The sequence below is a fragment of the Asanoa sp. NPDC050611 genome, from assembly GCF_040654855.1.
Classification (GTDB): domain Bacteria; phylum Actinomycetota; class Actinomycetes; order Mycobacteriales; family Micromonosporaceae; genus Asanoa.
This window is the reverse complement of record NZ_JBFAIU010000027.1, coordinates 13861-37886: the sequence shown is the minus strand read 5'-3', so window position 1 is coordinate 37886 and position 24026 is coordinate 13861. Positions and strand designations below refer to the sequence as shown.

The 24026-nt window shown below is 72.7% G+C and carries 25 protein-coding genes; 13 read left to right on the top strand and 12 right to left on the bottom strand.

Translation table 11 applies throughout. From position 1 onward, the window contains the following. Positions 1-59 precede the first annotated feature (59 nt). Positions 60-860, bottom strand: a complete 801-nt coding sequence (locus tag AB0H87_RS07065) for an alpha/beta hydrolase (RefSeq protein WP_360140973.1) — start codon at positions 858-860, stop codon at positions 60-62. Between the two features lie 204 nt (positions 861-1064). Between AB0H87_RS07065 and AB0H87_RS07060 the strand changes: the two genes are divergently transcribed. Together AB0H87_RS07060 and AB0H87_RS07055 are read left to right on the top strand one after the other, a co-directional pair. Further along, a complete protein-coding gene (locus AB0H87_RS07060) occupies positions 1065-1358 on the top strand; it encodes a DUF1330 domain-containing protein (protein WP_360140970.1) in 294 nt (97 codons plus the stop codon). Further along, a complete protein-coding gene (locus tag AB0H87_RS07055; protein WP_360140967.1) occupies positions 1358-1792 on the top strand; it encodes a nitroreductase family deazaflavin-dependent oxidoreductase in 435 nt (144 codons plus the stop codon). The genes AB0H87_RS07060 and AB0H87_RS07055 overlap by 1 nt, the downstream gene beginning before the upstream one ends. A 49-nt stretch (positions 1793-1841) precedes the next feature. Here the strand turns inward: AB0H87_RS07055 and AB0H87_RS07050 are convergent, their stop codons facing one another. After that, a complete protein-coding gene (locus AB0H87_RS07050) occupies positions 1842-2897 on the bottom strand; it encodes a helix-turn-helix domain-containing protein (RefSeq protein WP_360140964.1) in 1056 nt (351 codons plus the stop codon). Positions 2898-2928: 31 nt separating this feature from the next. Then, positions 2929-3492, bottom strand: a complete 564-nt coding sequence (locus tag AB0H87_RS07045) for a TetR/AcrR family transcriptional regulator (protein ID WP_360140961.1) — start codon at positions 3490-3492, stop codon at positions 2929-2931. Positions 3493-3584: 92 nt separating this feature from the next. Between AB0H87_RS07045 and AB0H87_RS07040 the strand changes: the two genes are divergently transcribed. From AB0H87_RS07040 to fabG, 3 genes are all read left to right on the top strand, one after another. Next, positions 3585-4271: an SDR family oxidoreductase gene (locus tag AB0H87_RS07040; protein ID WP_360140958.1), complete on the top strand. Its 687-nt coding sequence runs from the start codon at positions 3585-3587 to the stop codon at positions 4269-4271. Positions 4272-4340: 69 nt separating this feature from the next. Then, positions 4341-5993, top strand: coding sequence for an alpha-amylase family protein (locus AB0H87_RS07035; RefSeq protein ID WP_360140955.1), 1653 nt, complete (start codon positions 4341-4343; stop codon positions 5991-5993). Positions 5994-6038: 45 nt separating this feature from the next. Then, a complete protein-coding gene (fabG, locus tag AB0H87_RS07030; RefSeq protein ID WP_360140952.1) occupies positions 6039-6797 on the top strand; it encodes a 3-oxoacyl-ACP reductase FabG in 759 nt (252 codons plus the stop codon). 4 nt (positions 6798-6801) lie between these two features. On the opposite strand, the gene AB0H87_RS07025 is transcribed toward fabG, so the two are convergent. Together AB0H87_RS07025 and AB0H87_RS07020 are read right to left on the bottom strand one after the other, a co-directional pair. Beyond that, positions 6802-7221 (bottom strand): hypothetical protein, encoded by a 420-nt coding sequence (locus AB0H87_RS07025; RefSeq protein WP_360140949.1) that lies wholly within the window; start codon positions 7219-7221, stop codon positions 6802-6804. Further along, entirely contained in the window at positions 7214-7588 is a 375-nt protein-coding gene (locus tag AB0H87_RS07020; protein ID WP_360140946.1) for a hypothetical protein, read from the bottom strand. The genes AB0H87_RS07025 and AB0H87_RS07020 overlap by 8 nt, the downstream gene beginning before the upstream one ends. 50 nt (positions 7589-7638) lie before the next feature. On the opposite strand from AB0H87_RS07020, the gene AB0H87_RS07015 reads away from it, so the two are divergent. Further along, entirely contained in the window at positions 7639-8535 is an 897-nt protein-coding gene (locus AB0H87_RS07015) for a Gfo/Idh/MocA family oxidoreductase (RefSeq protein WP_360140943.1), read from the top strand. Here AB0H87_RS07015 and AB0H87_RS07010 read toward each other — a convergent pair. Further along, entirely contained in the window at positions 8532-11636 is a 3105-nt protein-coding gene (locus tag AB0H87_RS07010; protein ID WP_360140940.1) for an EAL domain-containing protein, read from the bottom strand. The genes AB0H87_RS07015 and AB0H87_RS07010 overlap by 4 nt on opposite strands. Positions 11637-11846: 210 nt before the next feature. Here AB0H87_RS07010 and AB0H87_RS07005 point away from each other — a divergent pair, with 210 nt between their 5' ends. Beyond that, positions 11847-12530, top strand: a complete 684-nt coding sequence (locus AB0H87_RS07005) for a fasciclin domain-containing protein (protein ID WP_360140937.1) — start codon at positions 11847-11849, stop codon at positions 12528-12530. Positions 12531-12579: 49 nt separating this feature from the next. On the opposite strand, the gene AB0H87_RS07000 is transcribed toward AB0H87_RS07005, so the two are convergent. Further along, on the bottom strand, positions 12580-14103 hold the full coding sequence (locus tag AB0H87_RS07000) for a hypothetical protein (protein WP_360140934.1): 1524 nt from the start codon (positions 14101-14103) through the stop codon (positions 12580-12582). After that, on the bottom strand, positions 14088-14846 hold the full coding sequence (locus tag AB0H87_RS06995; protein WP_360140931.1) for an ABC transporter ATP-binding protein: 759 nt from the start codon (positions 14844-14846) through the stop codon (positions 14088-14090). The genes AB0H87_RS07000 and AB0H87_RS06995 overlap by 16 nt, the downstream gene beginning before the upstream one ends. A 133-nt stretch (positions 14847-14979) precedes the next feature. Between AB0H87_RS06995 and AB0H87_RS06990 the strand changes: the two genes are divergently transcribed. Beyond that, a complete protein-coding gene (locus AB0H87_RS06990; RefSeq protein WP_360140928.1) occupies positions 14980-16884 on the top strand; it encodes a sensor domain-containing protein in 1905 nt (634 codons plus the stop codon). After that, positions 16824-17471, top strand: a complete 648-nt coding sequence (locus AB0H87_RS06985; protein ID WP_360140925.1) for a response regulator transcription factor — start codon at positions 16824-16826, stop codon at positions 17469-17471. Before AB0H87_RS06990 ends, AB0H87_RS06985 begins: the two co-directional genes overlap by 61 nt. Here the strand turns inward: AB0H87_RS06985 and AB0H87_RS06980 are convergent. From AB0H87_RS06980 to AB0H87_RS06970, 3 genes are all read right to left on the bottom strand, one after another. Next, positions 17458-18192: a PIG-L deacetylase family protein gene (locus tag AB0H87_RS06980; protein ID WP_360140922.1), complete on the bottom strand. Its 735-nt coding sequence runs from the start codon at positions 18190-18192 to the stop codon at positions 17458-17460. The genes AB0H87_RS06985 and AB0H87_RS06980 overlap by 14 nt on opposite strands. Before the next feature lie 17 nt (positions 18193-18209). Next, a complete protein-coding gene (locus AB0H87_RS06975; protein ID WP_360140919.1) occupies positions 18210-18848 on the bottom strand; it encodes a DUF2461 domain-containing protein in 639 nt (212 codons plus the stop codon). Between the two features lie 70 nt (positions 18849-18918). Then, the gene (locus AB0H87_RS06970) at positions 18919-19656 is read right to left on the bottom strand and encodes an MBL fold metallo-hydrolase (protein WP_360140916.1); all 738 of its coding nucleotides are present in this window, start codon (positions 19654-19656) and stop codon (positions 18919-18921) included. 25 nt (positions 19657-19681) lie between these two features. Between AB0H87_RS06970 and AB0H87_RS06965 the strand changes: the two genes are divergently transcribed. Then, positions 19682-20635 carry a pirin family protein gene (locus AB0H87_RS06965; protein WP_360140913.1) on the top strand — a complete coding sequence of 318 codons (954 nt, stop codon included), beginning with the start codon at positions 19682-19684 and terminating at the stop codon, positions 20633-20635. Here the strand turns inward: AB0H87_RS06965 and AB0H87_RS06960 are convergent. Beyond that, positions 20622-21137: a DinB family protein gene (locus tag AB0H87_RS06960; RefSeq protein WP_360140979.1), complete on the bottom strand. Its 516-nt coding sequence runs from the start codon at positions 21135-21137 to the stop codon at positions 20622-20624. The genes AB0H87_RS06965 and AB0H87_RS06960 overlap by 14 nt on opposite strands. A 28-nt stretch (positions 21138-21165) precedes the next feature. On the opposite strand from AB0H87_RS06960, the gene AB0H87_RS06955 reads away from it, so the two are divergent. From AB0H87_RS06955 to AB0H87_RS06945, 3 genes are all read left to right on the top strand, one after another. After that, positions 21166-21930, top strand: a complete 765-nt coding sequence (locus AB0H87_RS06955) for an enoyl-CoA hydratase/isomerase family protein (RefSeq protein ID WP_360140910.1) — start codon at positions 21166-21168, stop codon at positions 21928-21930. A gap of 203 nt (positions 21931-22133) precedes the next feature. After that, a complete protein-coding gene (locus AB0H87_RS06950; protein WP_360140976.1) occupies positions 22134-23123 on the top strand; it encodes a S1 family peptidase in 990 nt (329 codons plus the stop codon). Positions 23124-23214: 91 nt separating this feature from the next. Further along, entirely contained in the window at positions 23215-23943 is a 729-nt protein-coding gene (locus AB0H87_RS06945) for an aminotransferase class IV (protein ID WP_360140907.1), read from the top strand. The last annotated feature ends 83 nt before the right edge of the window (positions 23944-24026 follow it).

The window sequence follows — 24026 nt, the reverse complement described above, 5'->3', positions numbered from 1 at the left end:
GCCGGTGAACAGCGTGAGCGCGGCCGTGCGACCGATCCGGCCGACCAGACCGCGTGCCGTCACCAGCCGCTGACGCTCCCGGTGGACGTGCCCAGCTCGTCGTGGAAGAGGCGGCTGAGCGTGCGCGCGCCGAACTCCTTGTCGATCCCGACCCAGCGGACGGTGCGGTGGTCGCCGGGGTTGGCGTGCAGGGTCTTCTCCTCGGACGCGAAGGCGTCGAACAGCGCGAGGGTGTCGTACCGGTCGACGTACTCGTCGTCCCAGGGGAGCAGGAACTGGACCGGGACGGTGATCCGCCGGGCCGCCTCGAGCAGGGCTTCGTAGACGAAGAACCCGCCGCCGAAGATGGCCGCGGTGATGCGTGGTTCGGCGGCGGTCAGAGGTATCCCGATCGCGGTGCCCATGGAGATGCCGCCGCCGTACCCGACGGGTGCTTCGGCGCCGAAGTGCTCCTGGAGGGCATCGAGCGTCGCCCGCCATTCCGGAACGGCCTGCTCGGCGATCCCGGTCGTGTAGCGGACGCTGACCTCCGCGAAGCGCTCGGTGTCGCCGGCGGTCACGGCCTGGCGCATGTCGGCCCGGGCCCGGTCGTCGACTACGGTGCGCGGGCGGTCGCCGTGCCCGGGCGCGTCGATGGTGACGACGTGGAAACCCCAGGTGGTCACGGCGTCGTGGGCGCGGGCGACGAGGGCGGGCGTCTTCTTGTGCAGGCCGCCGCCGTGCCCCATCAGCACGATCGGTGCGTGATCGGCGCCGGCGGCCGGTGACCAGAGCACGCCGGGGACGTCGCCGACGAGGAAGTCGCGTGCGCGGACGCCGTCGGACGAGGTCGCGTCGGCGGTGAAACGTGGTGAACGCATGGTGTGGAGCCTTTCGGGAGTGCCGTTGATCGAGGCGCTCCCGGCGACCCCTACGTCGATCGCCCGACCGTGCCGACGAGGGGAAGCACCCACGTGCGTACAGCCTTCATGGGTCTCACCTCCTCGCGCTCAGTCACGGCTTTCGCACGTTAACAGCCCCGACGCGGGGCGGCCCACCGATTTTTCCTGGCGCATCATTGGGACATGACCGCCTACTGGATCAACACGTTCACCGCCATCCATGACGAAGACAAGCTCGCCCGCTATGTCGCGCTGGCCGGGCCCGCGATGCGCGCGGCGGGCGGCGTCTTCCTCGCCCGCGGCAACCCGGTGCACGTGCTGGAAGGGTCGTCCGCCCTGCGCACGACGGTCATCCGATTCGAGAGCGCCGACGCGGCGGTGGCGGCCTACCGCAGCGCGGCCTACCAGGAGGCCCTGGCTGCGCTCGGTGACGGCGCCGAACGCGACATCCGCATCCTGAACGCCGTGGACGGCTGATGGAACGGCGGAGATTCCGCTCGACCCGGACCCGCCGGGTGGGCGACGCCATCATCAGCGTGTTCGTCCGGGCGGGCCTGATGCCCGGCACCTACCTGCTGACGACAACGGGCCGCAGGACCGGCCGACCCCTCACGCATCCCGCGACCATCATCGCGGAGGGTGGCCAGCGTTGGCTGGTCGCGCCGTACGGCCCGGTCTCCTGGGTGCACAACGCGCGCGCGGCGGGACGAGTCACCCTGACCAGGCGTAGCGACCGCCGTGACTACGCGGTCCGCGAGGTCTCGGCCGAGGAGGCCGGGCCGGTGCTCAAGCGCTACGTCGCCGTCGCCCGACCCACCCGACCGTACTTCGCGGCCGACAAGGATGACCCGGTCGAGGCCTTCACCGCCGAGGCGGCGGACCACCCGGTCTTCGAACTCAGCGAGTTGTGATCCGGACTGCGACGGGGCACGCAGAGCCAACACGGTTGGGCACTGTGCGCTAACGACAATCCGCCGGTGGCGAGGCAGCCTTGGCGCCCGGGGCCACCGCCGCGGGCCGGCTGCGGAAGACGTTGGGGTTACGGGGGACCGTCTTCTCGTTGCCGGCTCCGCGGCGGTGTTCCGACGGTGGCAGGCCGTGCGCCGAGCGGAACGCGCGGGAGAACTCCGCCGGGCGGGGGAAACCCCACCGGGCCGCCACCACGTGGACCGGGGTGGTCGCGAATGCCGGGTCCGCCAGGTCACGGTGCGCGCCCGCCAGCCGTTCGCGGCGGATGTAGGCCGCCACCGTCTCGTCCTCGCCCTGGAAGAGACGGTGCAGGTAGCCACGCGAGATGTGCAGGCGGTCGGCGATCCGGGCCGGCGTCAGCTCCGGGTCGTGCAGGTTCTGCGCGATGAGCTCCTTGGCCCGCAACGTCAGCACGCGCGCACGCGACTCCGGCGATCGGCTGTCCGCCGACTCGACCGCGTGCGCCAGCGTCGCGGCGACCAGGTCGACCAGCACGGTCGCCAGCCGGGGCCCGTCCGCGGGCGTGTAGGGACCGGTGTCGGCGACGAGGTCGGTCAGGAACCGTGACAGCAAGGCTCCGACGCCGGCCGAGCCGGACAGGCACCGCCCGACGGCCTGATCCATGGCCCGGGGCGGCAGCGGCAGGAGCGCCTTCGGGATCTCGACACCCACGGTCCAGCTCTGCTCGCTCCAGATCTCGTACGGACGCGACGAGTCGTTGAGGTGGAAGTCGCCCGCGCGGTAATCGGTCCCGTCGCCGCCCCAGGACGCCCGCCCCGTGCCGGCCCGCAACAGCGACAGGTGATAGACCTCGGGGTCGGACTGTCGGATCAGCTTCGGTGTGCGTACGAACCTCAACTGGTCGAATCTCGCCGGCCAGATCGACACCGCACCGAGGTGGATCAGCCGCTGGTGCGCGTGGAAGTCCGCGGCGCACTCGCTCTCCAGCCGCATCGGCGCGTGGGTCTGGCTCATCCGGTCGCACCAGGCGTCGAACCGGTCCTCGACCGGCAGGTCAGCGCTGTTGAACACCGTTTCGTGGAGCATCGCAGCGATCCTCGCACGGCCGCGGACGGGGCTAGGCGACGCCCGCCGCGTCCAGGAGGGTGGTGGCGGTCGTCACGCTGAGGCCGTCGAGGTCCGGGTCGGTGACGACCGCCCGAGCGGCCGCCCCGTCGAAGACCACCGTGAGTTGTTTGGCCAGCAGTGCCGGGTCCTTGGCGCCGCCGGCGCGGGCCTCCGCCGCGAACCAGTCCGTGAGCTGCTGCTTGAAGTCCCGCGCCACCGCGGCCGCCGGGTGCGTCGGGTCGCGGAGGTCGGTGGCCGTGTTGACGAAGCGGCAACCCGCGAAATCCGGCTCCGTCGCGACCTCCTCCTGGACCCGGAACACGTGCAGGATCCGCTCGCGCGGGCGGGTTTCGGCGTCGTCCGGCAGGAACATCCGGTTCGTGTCCGGGCCCGCCGCCGCCAGCGACTCCGCGACGAGCACGTCCTTGGTCGGGAAGAGCTGGTACATCGAGCGCTTCGAGACGCCCGCCGCCGTGCAGAGGCGTTCGACGCCCGTCGCGGTCACGCCCTCGCGGTAGAAGAGGTCCGCGGCCGCCGCCAGGAGGCGGTCGCGAGTGTTGGTCCCCGTTGCCATCGCCACAGCGTAGCGCCATTTCTTGCCAGCGGAAACCGATCGGTTTACGGTGTTGGAAACCGATCGGTTTCCGCACCCTGGAGGAACGACACATGGAGATCAACGGCGCCACCGTGCTGGTCACGGGCGGCAACCGGGGCCTGGGCAAGGCCTTCGTCGAGGAGTTCCTCGACCGGGGTGCCAAGAAGGTCTACGCCGCGGCCCGCGACCCGCGCACCGTGACCGACCCCCGCGCGACGGCCATCGAGCTCGACGTCACCGACCACGCCTCCATCGAGCGCGCGGCGGCGCAGGCCGGCGACGTCACGCTGCTGGTCAACAACGCCGCCGTCGACCGGCTGACCACCAGCCTCGTCGACGGCGACCGGGAAGACATCAAGCTGGAGTTCGACACCAACCTGTTCGGTGTGCTCGACGTCACGCGCGCCCTCGTCCCCGTCATCGCGGCGAACGGCGGCGGCCACGTCCTCAACGTCGCCTCCGTGCTGTCCTGGTTGCCGTGGGGCGCATACGGCGCCACGAAGGCGGCGCTCTGGTCCGTGACCAACCACCTGCGCAACGAGCTGCGCCCGCGCGACATCGGGGTGACCGGCCTCTACGTCGCCTACATCGACACGGACATGTCGGCGCACGTCACGCAGCCCAAGCACGACCCGCGGGCGGTCGCCCGGGCCGCCGTCGACGGCATCGCGGCCGGCGCCGACGAGGTGCTGGTCGACGAGTTCACCCGCAACGTCCGCGCCGCCCTCAACGTCGACCCCACCAAGTTGCTTCGCTGAGATCCCCCTGAAAACCGGGCGGCGGCCGCGGCGTTTGCTACGGCCGTCGCCCGGTTAACACAGAGACCCATGGGTGACAGGTGGTACCAGAAGGCCGTCGTCTACTGCGTCGACGTCGACACGTTCCAGGACTCCGACGGTGACGGGGTCGGCGACCTGCGCGGGCTGATAGGGCGGCTCGACTACCTCGCCCGGCTCGGGGTGACGTGCCTCTGGCTGCACCCGATCCACCCCACGCCGGGCCACGACGACGGCTACGACGCCACCGACTTCTACGGCATCGACCCGCGGATCGGCACGCTCGGCGACTTCGCGGAACTGCTGCACCAGGCCGACGACCGGGGCATCCGCGTCATCATCGACCTGGTCGTCAACCACACCTCCGACGAGCATCCGTGGTTCCAGTCGGCGCGTTCGTCGCCCGACTCGCCGTACCGCGACTGGTTCGTCTGGAGCGACACCGCGCCCCCGGACCGCGACCAGGGCATGGTCTTCCCCGGCGAGCAGGCCGAGACGTGGAGCTACGACCGCACCGCCAAGGCCTGGTACTACCACCGGTTCTACAAGTTCCAACCCGACCTCAACTTCGCCAATCCGGCGGTACGCGACGAGATCAAGCGGATCGTGGCGTTCTGGCTGCAACTCGGCGTCTCCGGCTTCCGGATCGACGCGCTGCCGTTCATCATCGAGCTGACCGAGCCCGGCAACCCCGACTCGCCCAAGGACTTCGCGTTCGTCTCGGAGCTGCGCCAGCACGCGCAGTGGCGCCGCGGCGACGCGATCCTGCTCGCCGAGGCCAACGTCGAGCCGGCCCAGCTGGTCGACTACTTCGGCGACGGCGGTGGCGCCAACAGCCGGGTGCACATGCTCTTCGACTTCATGCTCAACGGGCGCCTGGTGCTCGCCCTCGCCCGGGAGGATCCGGAGCAGCTCATCGACGCGCTGCGGGACACGCCGCAGCTGCCGCCCGGCGGGCAGTGGGCCACGTTCCTGCGCAACCACGACGAGATCGACCTGTCCCGGCTGACCACCGAGCAACGCAACGAGGTGTACGCCGCGTTCGGGCCCGACGAGGACATGCGCCTCTACAACCGGGGCATCCGGCGGCGGCTCGCGCCCATGCTCGGGAACGACCGGCGCCGCCTGGAGCTGGCCTACGCCCTGCAGTTCTCGCTGCGTGGCACCCCCGTGCTCCGGTACGGCGAGGAGATCGGGATGGGGGAGGACCTCTCGCTGAAGGGCCGGTTCGCCATCCGTACGCCGATGCAGTGGTCCTTGCTGCCCAACGGCGGCTTCTCCAGTGCCGAACCCGACAAGCTGGTGCGCCCGGTGATCTCCGGCGGCGAGTTCGGTTACGAGACCGTCAACGTGACCGCGCAGCGGCAGGACCCGAAATCGCTGCTCTCGTGGTTCGAGCGGATGATCCGCACCCTGCGGGAGGCACCCGAGGTCGGCGCCGGGTCGTGCACGCACGTCGACGTGCCCGTGCCGCAAGGGGTGCTCGCCCACCGGGCCGACGGCACCACCGGTTGCATGGTGTTCGTGCACAACCTCAGCAGCCGCGCGGCGACGGTCGACCTCGGCAAGCTCGCGCCCGAGGCCGACCATCCGGTCGACGTCCTGGCCGACCAGGAGTATCCGGAGGTCGGCGACCTCACCGACCTGAAGGTTGCCGGCTACGGCTACCGCTGGATCCGCCTCAACCGCAACCCTGCCGGTTGAGGCGGCGGTCCGCTACCCTTCGGTAACCCACGAGGAGGTCGACGCATGACACGGGTTGCGATCGTCACGGGAGCGGCACGCGGCATCGGCGCGGCGACGGCACGGCGGCTGGCCGCCGACGGCCTGGCCGTCGCGGTGCTCGACCTTGACGAGACGGCGACCAAGTCCACAGTGGATGCGATCACGGCCGCGGGCGGCACCGCGGTCGGGGTGGGTGCCGACGTGGCCGACCGGGAGCAGGTCGAGGCCGCGGTGACCCGGGTCGCCTCCGAGCTGGGCCCGCCGACCGTGCTGGTCAACAACGCCGGCGTGCTGCGCGACAACCTGATCTTCAAGATGACCGACGACGACTGGGACACCGTGCTGGGCGTGCACCTGCGCGGCGCGTTCCTGGTCACCCGGGCCGTGCAGGCGCACATGGTCACCGCGAAGTGGGGCCGGATCGTCAACCTGTCGAGCACCTCGGCACTGGGCAACCGCGGCCAGGTCAACTACTCGGCCGCCAAGGCCGGCATGCAGGGCTTCACGAAGACGTTGGCGATCGAGCTCGGCCGCTACAACGTGACCGCCAACGCGGTCGCGCCGGGCTTCATCGAGACCGACATGACCGCCGCGACCGCGGCCCGGATGGGCATCGACTTCGAGACCATGAAGAAGGCCGGCGCCGAGCAGATCGCGGTCAAGCGGGTCGGCCAGCCCGAGGACGTGGCACACACGATCTCGTTCCTCGTCAGCGAGGGCGCGGGTTTCGTGAGTGGCCAGGTGATCTACGTGTCCGGCGGTCCGTCGTCCGGGCTGGGCTGAGGGTTCAGGCCGCGACGCGGTTGCGGCCCGCGTAGCGCAGCCAGAGCAGGCCGATCACCGGCAGCACCAGCGGCACGTAGCCGTAGCCCCGGCCGAAGTCGGTCCAGACCGTGTCGTCCGGGAAGGCGGCCGCGTCGAAGAGCGTGAGCAGCCCGACCGCGACCACACCGGCGAGCTCGATCGAGCAGCTCACCAACGCCACCCGGCGCCAGATCTCGCCGCCCTTGGCCAGCGCGACCGTGGCCACGATGTAGACCACCGCGGCGAACGCCGAGAGCAGATAGGCGAGCGGCGCCTCGGAGAACTTCGAGCCGATCTGCACCGCGGCCCGGGCGCTGGCCGACAGCGCGAAGATGCCGTAGACGGCGATCAGCGCCCGACCGGGTCCCGTGCCCAAGGTGCGCGGCGCGGTCCGCTCAGCCACTTGTCACCACCTGCCACGTCTGGTGCAGGCGCAACACCAGCACCGGAATCGTCAGACAGACCACGAGGACGATCACCGAGCCCCAGCGCGTGGGTTCCAGCCGGGCCAGCACGTAGCCGAGCGGCGGCAGGCAGACGATCGTCACCACGTAGCCGAGGAACGTCACCGCGCTCGCCGGCCGGTCGCCGCCGGCCGCCGCGAACGCGGCCGCCACCAGCAGCACGATCAGCGCGACCTCGACGACGACCAGCCCGATCAGGTGACCCCGGCCGGGCGCGCGGTCGCGCAGCGCCGCGACCAGCGCCCACACGCCGACGAGCAGCGAGAGGGTGATCACTATGCCGGAGAGGGTGCCGTTCACGGTCACACACCGTACTCGCACACCGCACCCGCCAAGGCATCGGGCAGACTGGGCGCATGCCTCTCCGGTTCGGCCTCTTCGGCACCGGCCCCTGGGCCACCGCCACGCAAGCGCCCGCGATCGCCGCCCACCCCGACACCGAGCTCGTCGGCGTCTGGGGCCGCAACCCCGACAAGGCGGCCGCGCTGGCCGGCGAGTCCGGCGTCCGGGCCTACGCCGACGTCGACGAGCTGCTCGCCGACGTCGATGCCGTGGCCGTCGCGCTCCCGCCGGACGTGCAGGCCGGGATCGCCGAGCGGGCCGCCAAGGCGGGCCGGCACCTGCTGCTCGACAAGCCGCTCGCGCTGACCGTCGAGGCGGCCGACCGGGTGGTCGCCGCCGCCGACGGGGCCGGGGTGGCCTCCGTCGTCTTCTTCACCGCCCGCTTCCAGGACAACGTCACCGCCGCGCTGCGCGAGATCACCGCGACCGGCGGCTGGCAGGGCAGCCGGGTGGCCCACCTCAGCTCGATCTTCCAGCCCGGCAACCCGTACGGCGCCTCGCCCTGGCGGCGGCAGCACGGCGGGCTCTGGGACGTCGGGCCGCACGCGCTCTCCCAGGTGCTGCCGGTGCTCGGCCCGGTCGCCGAGGTGTCCGCGGTCGAGGGGCCGCGGGCGACCACGAACCTGTTGCTGCGCCACGGTTCCGGCGCGGTCAGCACGGTCACGCTCTCGGTCGACGCGCCGCCGGCCGCGGTCCTGCGCGACATCACCTTCTACGGCGAGCACGGCATCAGCGAGGTGCCGCGCGGCGAGGGCGAGGTGCGCGCGGCGTTCGGCAAGGCCATCGACGTGCTGCTGGCGGAGATCGCCGGCACGACGCACGACGTCGGTGTCCACTTCGGACGCGACGTGGTCGCCGTGCTGGCCGCGGCCGAGCGGTCCCGCGCCGACGGCCGCGTCGTCACCCTCTAGGCGGCCATCTCCGCGCGGCGCAGCCAGCGCAGCGCGTCCGCCAGGGGCATGGGTCTCGAGAACAGGAAGCCCTGGCCGTACGGGCAGCCGATGCGGCGCAGCAGGTCGCGCTCGTCCGTGGTCTCGATGCCTTCGGCGACCACCTCGAGCCCGAGCGTGTGCGCCAACCGGACGATGCCGTCGACCAGCGCGCGCTGCTGGGTCGAGGTGGCGACCGTACCCGTGAACAGTCGGTCGATCTTGAGGACGTCCAGCGGCACGTGCCGCAGGTAGCTCAGCGACGAGTAACCCGTGCCGAAGTCGTCGATCGCCACCCGGACGCCCAGCCGGCGCACCTCGGCGAGGTCGTCCCAGACCTGGTCGTCGTCGCGGAGCAGCAGGCTCTCGGTGATCTCCAGCATCAGGCACGACGGCGCCAGGTCCTTGGCCGCCAGCTCGCGCTTGACCAGGCGGACGAAGCCGGGTGTGCGGAACTGCCGGGCGGAGACGTTGACCGCCACGTACGGTGCGCCGTAGGGCTGGCCGCGCCGCCAGGTCGCGGCGGCCGCGATGGCGGTCTTCAGCACCCACTCGCCGACCGGCACGACCAGGCCCGACTCCTCGGCGACGTCGATGAACGCGTCGGGGAGCAGCCGGCCGCGGGTCGGATGGTTCCAGCGCAGCAGCGCCTCGAAACCCGCGGTGTGCCCGTCGACCAGGCCGACGATCGGCTGGAACTCCAGCGCGAGCCCGCCCTCGTGGATCGCGTGGTCGAGCTCCGCGCGCAGCTCGAGCCGCTCGACGAACGTGGTGTGCAGCTCGGGCTGGTAGCGCCGCCACTGGCTCTTGCCGGCGCCCTTGGCGACGTAGAGGGCCAGGTCGGCCTGGCGCAGCAGCTCGGACCCGTCCGAGGCGTCGGCCGTCGTGCCGATCCCGATGCTCGCGGAGGAGCTGACCAGGTCGCCACCGACGTTGTACGGCTCGCGCAGCGCCCGGGTGATCCGGTCCGCGGCGTCCTCGACGTCGGCCGGCTCGCGGGCGTCGTCGATCAGGACGGCGAACTCGTCACCGCCGAGCCGGGCGGCCGTGTCGTGCGGTCGCAGCGCGGCGCTGATCCGCTGGCTGACGGCCTTGAGCACCTGGTCGCCGCTGGCGTGCCCGAGCGTGTCGTTGACCACCTTGAAGTCGTCGAGGTCGATGAAGAGCACGCCGACCACGCCCCGGCGCGCCTCGATCGCCTTCTGCATCCGCTCGGCGAACAACGCCCGGTTGGCCAGGCCCGTGAGCGCGTCGTGATTGGCCCGGTGGGTCAGCTCCCGCTCGAGGCGACGCTTCTCGGTGACGTCGCGCAGGGTGAACACCAGCCCGCGTACGGTCGGGTCGGCTCGCAGGTCGCGGACCGAGATCTCGACCTGGACGGCGGTGCCGTCGGGGCGGCGCAGCGTCCAGTCGGTGCTGCCACCGGTGTCGGGTTCGACGCTGCCGACCGGCCGCGACTGGATCCGGCGGAACACCCGCTCGGCGCGGCCCCGCTCGGTCGGGTCGCCGTGCTCCAGCAGCGCCGTGCCGACCAGCTCGACGTCGCCGAACATCGCCTTCGCGGACGGGCTGGCGTACGCGATCCGGTCGTGGCTGTCGACGATCAGGATCACGTCCGCGGCGTTGTGCACCAGCGCGCGGAAGTACTCCTCGCTGGTCCGCCGCCGCAGTTGCTCACTGAGTGTCACCCGGTCGATGGCCTGGGCGGCTTGGGAGGCGAGCACGGCCAGCCGGTCCTGCGCCGAGGCCAGTGCGCGCTCCTCGGCGGCGACCAGCATCGCACCGGTCGTCTCCGCGCGCTCGGCGTGCTCGCCGACCGACAGCGGCAACGCCAGGGTGGGCGCGGTGAACCCGTTGGCGCCGCGCAGTGCCTCGGCGATCGGCCGGGGCAGGTCCCGCGTCGGGAGCAGGCTCGGTTCGCTGAGGTGCCGTATCACGTCGCCGGGCGCCCCGGTCGGCAGGATGGCCATGTGCCGGCCGGTCGGGTTCGGGTCGGAGCCGCTGGTCAGCAGCAGGAAGCGGTAGTCGGTGCCCTGCGCCAGGACGCCGCGGATCCCGAGGTCGAGAGCGTCCGCGATGCCCTCGTCGTCGGCCGCGGCGACCAGGGCGGTGCTGACCGTGCGCAGGCCGCGCTCACGGCCGACCTGGTCGCGCAGCCGGGTCGCGAGGTTCACCAGGCGGGCCAGCACCAGCAGGAACATCACCAGCGAGGCGACCGCGATCACCTCGCCGTGCCGGACGGCGCCGAACGCGAAGGTCTCGTAGAGCAGGATGGTCGGGGGGATCATCGCCGACAGACCCAGCAGCACCAACCGCAACACGGTCGTCTCCCGCGTGCGCTGCAGCCGCCGATCGGTGATGCCGCGCATCGACGGCACGAGGGCGGCCCCGCCCCAGAGCGCGTAGAGCGCGATGTAGCCGAGGTCCAGCGGGGTGCGGACCAGCCAGATGTCATCGATCCGGCCGATCCGGAACAGCGCGTCGGCCACGACGTAGCCGATGACGCCCATGGTCAGCAGCGCCATCGCCGGGGTGAACCGCACGGCGGTGACGAGCCGGGCGACCAGGCCGAGCACGACGATGTCCACGATCGGGTACGCGACCAGCAGGATCCCGGTGATCGCGCCGATGTTCGGTTGTTCGAAGCGGGCCTCGATGGTGAGGACCCAGGCGAGCAGGCCGGTGCCGAGGACGAGCACGAGTGCGTCGATCAGCGCCGGCCGGTCGGGTCTCGGGTCGGCCGCCCGGCCGAACCTGGCCAGCGCGACAGCGACCAGGGCCAGCGAGATGAGCAGGAGTATGTCGTCGCTGAGGGTGAGCGGGGGTCTGGCGGGACCACCCGGCAGGGTGAGGTTGAACGACAGGTCGGACGCCGCGTAGAAGACCATCCCGAGGAACAACAGCAGCCACGTGCCGGACATGCGGGGACGGTTCAGCCGGATGCCGACCAGGATGGCCAGCACGCTGCTGACGCTGATCGCCGTCCAGAGCCCGATGCGCCAGGACAGCGGGGCCACGTAGTAGACGACCGTCAGCAAGGCCATCCACAGTGCGTACGCGGCCAGCCCAACCCGCCGCGACATCCATCAACTCCGTTCAACTGCCGCCAAAGGGGCATTTAAACGGTACGGCCGGGCGGGCCGCCGCGTCGAATGCTCGCGAGGAACCCGTTCGGCTCCAGGACTTCACGTAACGCAATGTCTCGATTACGTCAAGTACGCACCATCCGTCGGTACATGCTGGTACGAATCTGTGTAAAGCACTCAAAACCGACGCGAGGGGATTTCAGCATCATGCGTCTCTTCAGGACAGCGGGTCTCGCCGTCACGGTGGCCGCGATGGCCCTGGCCATGGCCGCGTGCGGCTCGGACACCAGCCCGTCCACGGCCCTTCAGCCGACCGGCGCCTCGCCGTCGCCCGGCGGGAACGGGGCCCGCACCCCGACCCCGACGGGCACCGCGACCGCGCCCGGCGGCGGCCAGGTCTTCGGCCCGGGCTGCTCCTCGCTGCCGACCTCGGGCGCCGGCAGCCTCTCGTCGATGGCCGGGCAGCCGGTCGCCACCGCGGTGGCCAGCAACCCGCAGCTGTCGACGCTGGCCAACGCGATCAAGACGGCCGGGCTCACGGACACGCTCAACAACGCCCAGAACATCACCGTCTTCGCGCCGACCAACGACGCCTTCAACAAGGTCGGGCAGTCGCAGCTCAACGCGCTGCTGGCCAACAAGCAGCAGCTGACCCAGACGCTGGAGTACCACGTCGTGCCGCAGCGGCTCAGCCCGGACAACCTGGCCGGCACGCACAAGACCATGGAGGGCCAGAACCTCACCGTCACGGGCAGCGGCGAGGACTTCACGGTCAACAACACCGCGAGCGTGGTCTGCGGCAACATCCAGACCAGGAACGCGACCGTCTACCTGATCGACTCGGTGCTGACGCCGCCGTCGTCGGGCACGCCGACCCCGGCCGCCACCTGATCCGCACAACGCGGAGCGGGGTCCCTCGGGACCCCGCTCCGCGCGGGCGTCAGCCCAGCTTGGCCAGCAGCTCCGGGCCGCGGTTGGTGAGCCGGGCGATGGCCAGGCGGCCGAGGCCCCAGGCCAGTCCGGCGCCGAGCACCACGCTCACGGGGGTCGCGAGCCACCGGAGCACCTCGTCGTCGCGCACCGTGCCGGTGATCAGCAGGGCCAGTGCCGGCGAGGCGAGCACCGTCATCGAGAGCAGCACGAGCCAGACGATCCCGGCGAGGCCGCCGCCGTCCGAGCCCGGGTTGATGCCCCGCTTGTGCGGGTCGGCGATCCGCACCGGCATGAACACCGAGATGAACACCAGCAGGCCCGCGCCGCCGCCGAGCACGACCGGCAGCAGGCCGACCGCCCAGGCGACCATGTCCCACGCGCCGTGCCAGATCGCGCCGGCCACGGTCATCGCGAGCGCGACCGGCGCGACCAGGAGCAGCCAGGCGCGTTGCCGGCCGCGGACGTCGGCCCGTTCCGCGCCGGGGGTGAGCAGCGTCTGCCACAGCGCGGTGCCGTCGGAGCTGTGCAGGTGCGCGCAGCAGCCGACCGCGAACACCGTGAAGAACACGCCGCTCATCGGCAGGTAGTCGGTCACGTTGATGAGCAGCGGGAGCAGCACGTAGGTCAGCACGTACACGAGCGCGAACGCCAGGAAGTGGATCCGGACCAGGTCGCGGCCCCAGGTGCGCAGCTCCTTGCCGACGACGGCGGCCAGCGCGGTCGGCGGTCGCCAGCCGCGCCGGCGGGCGCCGCGGATCACGGTCGGGCTGACCGGGCGGTGCAGCAGCAGGGCCCAGGCGCCCAGCGCGGCGGCGATCGCGGCGGCCAGGCCGGCGACGACCGCCGCCGCCAGGGCCCAGTCGCCGCGGGCGGCCGCCTCGATGGCCACCACCGGCCAGCCCGACGGCGCGAGCCGCAGCTTGTCGGCGATGAACGGCGGCAGCGCCGTCTCCGGGCCGCCGGTGATCGCCACGATAATGACCCAGCCCTGCGCGGCGAGGCAGACCAGCACGCCCCACGGGATCGCCATCAGCGCCGCGCTCAGCCGGCTGTTCAGCACCCGGCCGACGATGGAGACGACCACGTTGGAGAGTGCGACGAGCAGGAGGACGAAGAGCACGAGCACGAGCAGCGCGACGGGTACGGCGGCCAGGTCCAGGCGCAGGGCGTACCAGATGAGGCTCGTGCCGCCGAGCAGCGTGACCACCGGCCCGACGCCGACCAGCGCGGCCCCGAGCAGGCCGACGGCGAGCTGCCGGTCGGTCAGCGGCACGTGCCGCAGGTGCTCCCGGCGCAGGCCCGGGTCGGTGCCGCCCATCATCGGCCCGACGACCCAGCCCAGCAGCCAGGAGGCCATCGTCAGCAGCAGCGCACCGCCGGCCCGGTCGGGGCCGGCCGCGATCGTCAGCCAGAGGGTGCAGCCGGCGGCGGCGACCCCGGCCACGACGCCGGTGACGGTCGTCGCGGCCTTCGTGCCGGTGAACGAGTGGCGCAGGATCTGCCACTTCATGGGGATCAGGACGCCAACCATGACAGCTCCTCCGCGCCGGCCGTGCGGGCACCGACCAGCTCGACGAACACCTCGTCGAGCGAGCGGCCGCCGCGTACCTGGTCGATCGGGCCGGACACGACGACCCGGCCCTCGTTCATCACCGCGACCGTGTCGCAGAGCTGCTCCACCAGCGGCATCACGTGGCTGGATAGCACCACCGACCCGCCGCCCGCGACGAACCGGCGCAGGATCGAGCGGATGGTCAGCGCCGAGACCGGGTCGACCGCCTCGAACGGCTCGTCGAGCACCAGCAGGCGCGGCGCACCGAGCAGTGCGCTGGCCAGGGCGATCTTCTTCCGCATGCCGGCCGAGTAACCGAGGATCAGGGTCCGGCCCGCTGCCGCCAGGTCGAGCACCGTGAGCAGCTCGTCCACGCGGGCGGCGACGACGTCGCCCGGCATGCCGTGCAGGCGGCCGAGGTAGGTGAGCATCTCGCGGCCGGTGAGCCGCTCGGCCATCGCCATCCCGTCCGGCAGCACGCCGACGAGCCGCTTGGCCGCGGTCGGCTCCCGCCAGACGTCGGTGCCGAAGATCTCCGCACGGCCGGAGTCGGGCCGCAGCAGCCCGACCGCCATCGACAGCGCGGTGGTCTTGCCCGCGCCGTTCGGGCCGACCAGGCCGAAGAATGAGCCGGCCGGAACGGTCAGGTCGACGGCGTCGGCGGCGAGCTTGTCGCCGAAGCGCTTGGTCAGTCCGGAGAGCCGGAGTGCGTTCGTGGTCATGCCGAAAACGCTAGAAATCCAGGCGGGCGACCGGAATGAGTCCAGCCGCCGACCGGGGTGGGGCCAGCTACACCCCCTCGGACGGCGGCTGGCCACACTGCCCGTGACAGCGGGGTTCGGCCAGACTGTGCCCATGACACGCGGACTGCACGCCTCGGCCGCCGGCCTGCTGCGCGGTTGCCTCGCGATCGGGTCCGCGGTCGTCCTCTGCGTGCACCTCGTGCTCTTCGTGCCCGGCCTCGGCTTGGGCCTGGTGTTCCTGCTGCCCTGGCCGATCGTGCGGATGCGCCGGTTCACCGATCTGGTGCGCGGCGTGTGCGGCGGGATTCCGCGGCCCTACCGGGACCGGCCGGGCCTGCCCGTGCCGGAACCTGACGGGCGTTACCGGCACGACCGGCGGCTCTACAGATCGCCGTTCTGGCCCCGGCAGCTCCGTTACCTCGACTGGGCGCTGGGAGACCCCGCGACCTGGCGGGACGTCGGCTGGCTGCTGACCAACCCCGTCGTCGGCGGCGTGCTGGGCTTCGGGCCGGCCGCGCTGGTGGTGGGTGGGCTGGCGGTGGCGACCAGCGGTGGGTCGGCCTGGTGGATTCCCGTCGGGCTCGGCCTGGTCGGGCTGGGCTTGGCCGTCGCCCCGGCGGCCGCGCGCGCCCATGACGCATGGACCGTGCGCATGCTCGCCCCCCGCACCGGCCTCGGCTCGCTGAAGGTCTGGGTGGGCCGGCGATTCTTCACGCTGACCCGGCTGGCGGCGCTCGGCGGCCTGACCGTGGTCAGCGCCGCGCTGGCGGTGCTCGCCTTCGCCGCCTTCTCGATGTTCGCCATCGGCATCGTCGGCGCTGTGCCGGAGAGCGCGTCCGCGGTCCGCCGGTTCACCACGCTGCGGCGCCGGCTGGCCGACGAGTGGTCGGGCGTGCCGATCCCGACGCCGTACCGGCCGGAGCCGGAGCTGCCGCGGCGGCGGCCGGACGGTCTCTACGCGGTCGGTGACGCGCTCTACAAGACCAAGGGTTGGACCCGCTTCTTCCAACGCCTCGACTGGATCTGGAACGACCCGGCGACCTGGCGCGACCTCGTGTGGACGTTCACGGACCCGATCGTCGGCGGTGCGTTGGTGCTGGCGTCGGTCGGCGCGGTCGGCTACGGCCTCATCGGCCTCGCGATCCCGGGGCTGGCCCGGCTCGCGCGGCTGGAGAACCCGCCCGCGCTCGCGGTCCTCACCGACCGCCCGGTGCTCGCGCTGCTGGCCGGCCTCGCGCTCGTCGTCGCCGGCGCCGCGGTCGCGCCGGCCGCGCTGCGCCTGCACGGGCGGTGGACCGCGGTGCTGCTCGCGCCGACCGCCAAGGCCCGCCTCGCGCTGCGGGTCGAGCAGCTCACCGAGAGTCGCGCCGACGCGACCTCCGCGCAGGCGGCCGAGCTGCGCCGGATCGAACGCGACCTGCACGACGGCGCGCAGGGGCGGCTCGTCGCGGTCGGCCTGGCCCTCGGCGCGGTCGAGGCGCTGATCGAGACCGACCCCGCGGCGGCCCGCCGGCTGGTGGCCGACGCGCGGGAGAGCACGGCCCGGGCGCTGGCCGAGCTGCGTGACCTGGTCCGCGGCGTACGCCCGCCGGTGCTCGCCGAACGCGGCCTGGTCGACGCGGTCCGCGCGCTGGCCCTGGACAGCCCCGTGCCGGCCACCGTCTCGGCCGACCTCGCCGGCCGCGCGCCCGAGCCGGTGGAGGCCGCCGTCTACTTCGCGGTCAGCGAGGCGCTGGTCAACGCGGCCAAGCACGCGGCGGCGTCGGCCGTCACGATCGACTTCTCGCACGCCGCCGGTGTGCTCACCGCGGCCGTGGCCGACGACGGCCGCGGCGGTGCCGACCCCGCCCGGGGCAGCGGGCTGCGCGGCATGCGGCACCGGCTGTCGGCGTTCGACGGTACTGTCCGGGTGGTCAGCCCCGCCGGTGGGCCGACCGTCGTGACGCTGGAGGTGCCGTGCGCGTTGTCCTCGCCGAGGACCTCTACCTCCTCCGGGAGGGGCTCAAGCAGCTCCTGACCGCGCACGGGTTCGACATCGTCGCGGCCGTCGACAACGGTCCCGACCTGCTGCGGGCGCTGCTCGACGAGCGGCCCGACGTCGCGGTCGTCGACGTGCGGCTGCCGCCGACCCAGACCGACGAGGGGCTGCAGGCCGCGCTGGCCGCCCGCCGGCAGGTGCCGGGCCTGCCGGTGCTGGTGCTCTCGCAGCACGTCGAGCGGCTCTACGCCCGCGAGTTGCTCGCCGACGGCACGGGCGGGGTCGGCTACCTGCTCAAGGACCGCGTGTTCAACGCCGAGCAGTTCGTCGACGCGGTGCGCCGGGTCGCCGCCGGCGGCACCGCGATGGACCCCGACGTGATCGCGAAGCTGTTCGCCAGCAGCGACCCGACCGTCGGCCGGCTCACCCCGCGGGAGCGTGAGGTGCTGGAGCTGATGGCCGAGGGCCGGTCGAACGCGGCGATCGGCCAGCGGCTCTTCCTGTCCGAGAGCGCGGTCGGCAAGCACACGGCGAGCATCTTCGGCAAGCTCGGCCTCGCGGTCTCCGACGACGACAACCGCCGGGTCCTGGCCGTTCTCGCCTTTCTCGACGCTAGAACAGGTTGATCGTGAAGACCTCGAAGGGCGCGGCGTAGCGGGTGCCCAGGCGGGTGCCGGCGGCGCGGCCGATGCCCTCCAGGAACTCCTCCGGGTCGAACGCGCCTTCGCCGAGCCCGCGCAGGTAGGCCTCGTGGGCCTGGAGCGACTCGATGCCCCGGTCGAACGTGCCGGTGATGTCCACCGCGTGCCGGCCGTCGGGCGAGCCGGCCGCCCAGACCTGCCGGACCTTGTTCCACGGCTCGAGGCCCTGCTCCGGGAAGATCCAGCGGTTGCCGGCGTCGCGGACCGCGTCGAGCGTGGCCCGGCCGGTCGCGATGTGGTCGGCCTGGTTGAGCGCCTCGGCGCCGTCCCAGGTCTCGCGGAAGTTGTTAGTGATGACGATGTCCGGGCGGTGCCGGCGGACGACCGCCGTGATCTCCCGGCGCAGGGCGACGCCGTATTCCAGGATGCCGTCGGGCAGGCCGATGAACTCGACCGCGGACACGCCCACCACGCCGGCCGAGGCCCGCTGCTCCGCCTCGCGGACCACCTTGGTCTCGTCGGGGGAGAGCCCGTCGATGCCGGCCTCGCCGCTGGTGACGAGGCAGTAGACGACCTCCTTGCCCTGCGCGGTCCAGCGCGCCACCGCGGCGGCGGAGCCGAACTCGAGGTCGTCGGGGTGGGCGACGACGGCCAGCGCCCGCTCCCAGTCTTCGGGCAGCGACTCGTACGGCGCGATGTCGGACACGGAGCGACTCCTATCGGTCAGGCGTCGGGGATGCTGGGACCCACGAACGAGGCCAGCCACTGGTTGAGCGGAGCCGACGCGCGAAGGAAGTCTGCCACCCGGCGCTTCGCCGTGGCGGTGCCGAGCCAGGGTGCGACCGGCCACTCCTTCCACGCGACGATGCCCTTGTGCCGCAACAGGTCGGCCCGCGGGTGGTCGGCCGGGTAGCCGCGCGGCACGCGCTTGAGCTGGTCGTGCCCGTGGATGCCGACGCCGTCGGCGGCCGCCTCCGCGACGATCTCCGCCAGCTGCCCGCCGGTCCTGTCGTCGTCGACCGCGGCCCGGTAGCGGGCGAGCTGGTCACGCTCCATCTGGTACATGCCGCTGCCGGCCGCCAGCCCCTGCGCGGAGAGGTGGATGTAGCCGCCGCGGTCGAGCCGCGCCGCGATCGCCGTCTTGTAGGGCGACTTGTCGGCGCTGAACCGGACGTCGCGGTACGGCCGGAAGATGCGGCCCGAGCCGAACTCCGGCTCGAGCTCGTCGAGCAGCGCCTGCATCGGCGCCCGCACCTGGTCCTCGTAGACCGCCTTGTGCGCCGTCCAGTAGGTCTTCGAGTTGTCGGCCTCGAGCCCCTCGTAGAACTCCAGGGCCTCGCTGGGCCACCCGCGAAACGCCACGTCGTCGACCCTATCCCTATGACCGGAAGGCGGTGTGTCGCGCCAGCGGCACGCCGGCTGAGGACCTTGACTAACCCAGCTCCCAGACCTGTCCGGCGTCGGCCGTGTCGACCGGGCCGGCGTAGCCCGACCGGGCCGCCGCGACGGCGGTGGCCCCCGGCAGGCCGGGAAACAGGTGGGTGAGCAGCAGGCGGCCGGCGCCGGCCGCGCGCGCCGCCGCGGCGGCGTCGAGGGCGCTGCTGAGCTGCCCGGCGCTGTCGGCCGGCACCGCCTCGGCGTAGCTCGCCTCGGCGAGCAGCAGTGCGGCGCCGTCGGCGAGCGCGGCCAGGTCGGAGCTCGGGCCGCTGTCGCCCTGGTACGCGAGCGCGACCCCACCGGCGGTGACCCGCACGCCGTTGTCCGGCACGAAGTGCGGCAGCGCTCTGATGTCCACAGTGAACGGACCGAGCCGCAACCGGTCACCGTCGCCGGCCGGGTGCAGCGTGTAGTCGAGCATTCCCGGCCGGTCCAGGGCCAGCACCGCGTCGAGTGCGCCGGGTGGCGCGTACACCGGCAGCGGTGGCGGCGGGTCGTCGGCCAGCGAGCGGGCCCGCAGCAGCGGGTTGAGGTCGACGCAGTGGTCCGGGTGGCCGTGCGTGATCACCACGGCGTCGACCTCCGCGGCGGCGCAGTGGGTGAGCAGCCGCGGAAACGTCGCATAACCGGCGTCGAGCAACAACCGGAACCCGTCGTGTTCGACCAGGAAGCCGCTGCAGGCGTCGTCCGCCTCGGGGTAGGCGCCTCTGGCGCCGAGCACGGTCAGCCGCACGAGAACTGAGGCTACGCTCGGGGGTGTGAGCACAGACGGCGCCGTCACGCTGGCCGGATTGCCCGCCAGCGTCCTCCTGCCCGGGCACGACGTGCCGCTGGGTCGCTACACGACCGTGCGGCGGCTGTTGCCGCAACGACCGCGGCGGATGATCGGCGCGTGGTGCTTCGTCGACGCGTTCGGCCCCGACGACGTGCTCAACCGGCCCGGCATGCAGGTGCCGCCGCACCCGCACACGGGCCTGCAGACGGTCACCTGGCTGGTCGCCGGCGAGGTGCTGCACCGCGACAGCCTCGGCAGCCTGCAGACCATCCGGCCGGGCCAGCTCAACCTGATGACCTCCGGGCACGGCATCGCGCACTCCGAGGAGTCGCCGGCCGAGCATCCGCCGCTCATGCACGGCCTGCAGCTCTGGGTCGCCCTGCCCGAGGACGCGCGGCACCAGCCGGCGCGGTTCGAGCACCACGCCGAGCTGCCGGCCGCGACGGCCGGCGGGGTGACCACCACGGTGGTCGTCGGCGAGCTGGGGGAGCTGCGCTCACCGGCCCGAGTGCACACCCCGCTGCTCGGCGCGGAGCTGCTGTTCGAGGCGGGCGCGCGCACCGACCTCGTCCTGCGGCCCGGGTTCGAGCACGGACTGCTCTCGCTCGACGGCGCGGCCGAGGTCGACGGCACGGAGCTGACCCCGGGCGGGCTGCTCTACCTGGGCGAGGAGCGCACCTCGGCGACGGTCACCAGCGCCGCCGGCGCGCGGCTGTTCCTGCTCGGCGGCGAGCCGTTCGAGGAGCCGCTGGTGATGTGGTGGAACTTCGTCGCCCGCAGCGACGCCGAGATCCGGCAGGCCCGCGAGGAGTGGATGACCGGCGACCGGTTCGGCGTGGTCCGCGGCTACGCCGGTGAGGCGCTGCCGGCTCCGGCGCTGCCGACGACGAAGCTGAAGGTCCGGGACCGGCACGGGAACACTCTCAGCGGAGGATGATCCCGCGCACGTAGGCGGCCTGGCCCACGTGTTGCACGTCGTCGTTGAGGACGCTGAGCAGGCGTACGCCCATCGTCACCGGCGGGTCCCAGGAGCGGTCGACGATCCGGCTCAGGTCCTCCTCGGTGACCGCCCGGACCAGCGCCGCGGTGCGGTCGTGCACCGCGGAGTAGTAGTCGACGAGCACCTTGCCGCTGGCCGGCCGCACGCCGAGGACCTCGTCGGGGCCGTGCGCGTACCCGGTGTCGTCGGGGTCCGCCTCCAGCTCGAACCGCGGCGCCCACGGCCCGCTCACCCAGATCTGGTCGTCGCCGATCAGGTCGGCGACGTGGTGGTCCTGGATCCGGGTGAGGTGCCAGACGAGCCAGCCGACGGTGTTGGCGCCCGGGGCCGGCGGTCGGCGCAGCTGCTCGGCGTCGAGCCCGGCGACGGCGCCGCGGACCAGCCCGGGCAGCCGGCCGAACGCGTCGCTCAACAGGTCGTTGATGTTCACCCGCACCATGATGCCCCGCATTCGTTAGCGTCGGCCCGTGAAAGACGAAGGCACGGTCGAGCTGACCGTCACCGGACACACCGCGACCATCACGATCAGCAACCCGCCGCGGCGCAACGCGCTCACCCCGGCGATGTGGCGCCGCCTGCCCGAGCTGCTCGACACCGCCGCCGCCGATCCCGAGGTGCGCGCGCTGGTGCTGACCGGCGCGGGCGCCACGTTCAGCGCGGGCGCCGACCTGACCGGCGTGCGTGAACTCGTCGGTGACGACAGTCCTCCGATTCGCGCGGAGGAGCGGCTGGCGGCGTTCCCGAAGCCGACCATCGCCCGGGTCCGCGGGCACTGCGTGGGCGGGGGCTGCCAGCTCGCGGTGGCGTGCGACCTGCGGATCGCGGCGGTGGACGCCCGGTTCGCGGTCCCACCGGCCCGGCTCGGCATCGTCTACCCGGGCCCGACCACGCGCCGGCTGCTCGGCCTGGTCGGGCCGTCGGCGGCCAAGTGGCTGCTGTTCACCGCGGACCAGATCGACGCCGCCCGCGCGGCCACGATCGGACTCGTCGACGAGGTGGTTCCGGCCGAGGAGCTGGACGCGCACGTGGCCCGGCTGGTCGACACGATCGCCGAACGGTCGCAGCTGTCGATCGCGGCGGCGAAGGAGACGATCGACCTCGCTGTCGCGGGCCGGCCGTCGCCCGAGCGGGAGGCGCACTGGCAGGCGGAGATGCTGCGCTCCGGCGACGTCGCGGAGGGCGCGGCCGCGTTCCTTGAGCGCCGGCGCGCGAACTTTTCCTGGCGCCCCTGACGTCTGACGCATTTATTCTTGCCAATGGCTCGTTGCATTATCCCGGTGGTATGACGTCGACCTAATGGTCAGGATCGGTCGTACGCAAAGCGTTGACGGCGATCTATCTGGCTGGAAACATGTCGGCAGATCGATGCCTCCGGATCGGCCGACCGGCCGGTCCACATCCCCCGGGAGGATCAGTGAGTATCACCCGACGCGTCATGCTCTCCGCCACGGCCACGACCCTGGTGGCGGGAGCGCTGTTCGCGGCTCCGGCGCAAGCGGCACCGACCCCGCTCGCCCTGGACGCCGCCAACGTCCTCGCCGACTCGTTCGGCGCCGACCGCTCCGCGGGCACCTACGTCGACTCGTCCGGCGCGACGGTCGTCACGGTCACCGACTCCGCCGCCGCTGCGGCGGTCAAGGCCCGCGGTGGCAAGGCCCGCCTCGTCGAGCGCAGCGCCGCCGAGCTCAGCTCGCTGCAGGCCAGCCTCGACAAGGGCGTGGTCGGCACGGCGTTCTCGGTCGACCCGGTCGCCAACCAGGTCGTCGTCGACGTCGACACCACGGTCAAGGGCGCCAAGCTCGCCGCGCTGGAGAACGCGGTCGCCGCGAGCAAGGGTGCGGCCCGGCTCGAGCGGCTCCCCGGCAAGCTCAGCAAGACGATCTCCGGTGGCGACGCGATCTACACCGGCGGCGCGCGCTGCTCGCTCGGCTTCAACGTGCGGTCCGGCAGCACCTACTACTTCCTGACCGCCGGCCACTGCACCAACATCGGCTCGACGTGGACCAACGGCAGCCAGACCCTCGGCACGCGGGCCGGCACCAGCTTCCCGGGCAACGACTACGGGATCGTGCGCTACACCAACACGTCGATCACCATCTCCGGCGCGGTCGGCAGCCAGGACATCACCAGCGCCCGCACCCCGAGCGTCGGCGAGCGGGTCACCCGCCGCGGCAGCACCACCGGGACCCGCAGTGGCAGCGTGCTGGGCCTCAACTCGACGGTGCGCTACGCCGAGGGCACGGTCAGCGGCCTGATCCGCACCAACGTCTGCGCGCAGCCCGGTGACAGCGGCGGCCCGCTCTACGCCGGCACCTCCGCGCTGGGCCTGACCTCCGGCGGCTCCGGCAACTGCACCACCGGCGGCACGACCTACTTCCAGCCGGTGACCGAGCCCCTGGGCGTCTACGGCGTGCAGGTCTTCTGACCCCCTCCCCCCAGAGTTCGGCGCGTCGCACGTGCCGGACCCCGACGGCCCCCGGACCCCGAGCCGGGGGCCGTCGCGCGACCATGGGTGGGTGCGCATCGAAGTGAACGGGCGGCCGGCGGCCGCGGCCGACCTCGCCTCGACCTACGGCCACTTCACCGCGATGCAGGTCCGCGGCGGCGGGGTGCAGGGCCTGGGCAACCACCTCGACCGGCTCGACGCCGCCAACCGGGAGCTGTTCGACGAGCCGCTCGACGCCGGCGAGGTGCGCGACCTGATCCGGCACGCGCTCGCCGGCGAAGCCGACGCCGCCGTCCGGGTCGCGGTGCGGGAGCCGGGCCGCGTGGCGGTCGCGGTCGGGCCGCCGACACCGCCCGTCGTGGGGCCGCACCGGCTGCGGTCGGTGCCCTACCTCCGCCCGTTCCCCCATCTCAAGCACCTCGGCGGGTTCGCGCAGGGTGAGTGGGCCCGCCGGGTCCGCGCCGAGGGCTACGACGAGGCGCTGCTCACCGCCGGCGACGGGGAGATCACCGAGACCTCGGTGGCCAACATCGGCTTCTTCGCCGCCGACGGTGCGGTGGTCTGGCCGACTCCGCCCTGGCTGCACGGCACCGCGATGCGGCTGGTCGAGCAGCACCGGCCGACCACCCGCCGGCGGATCACCCTGGCCGACGTCAGCGGCTTCCACGGCGCGTTCACGGTCAACTCGATCGGCCACGTCGCGGTGGCCTCGATCGACGACATACCCACGCTGCCGGATCCGGCGCTGATGGCGGGGCTCGACGCGCTCTTCGCCTCCGTACCCTGGGACCCGGTCTAAAGCGGTTGTCGATGTGGCCGGCGCTGGTCATGATTGATCCATGTGTGTGGGTGTGCGGCGAGCTAGCCGCGCCGAGCCGATCG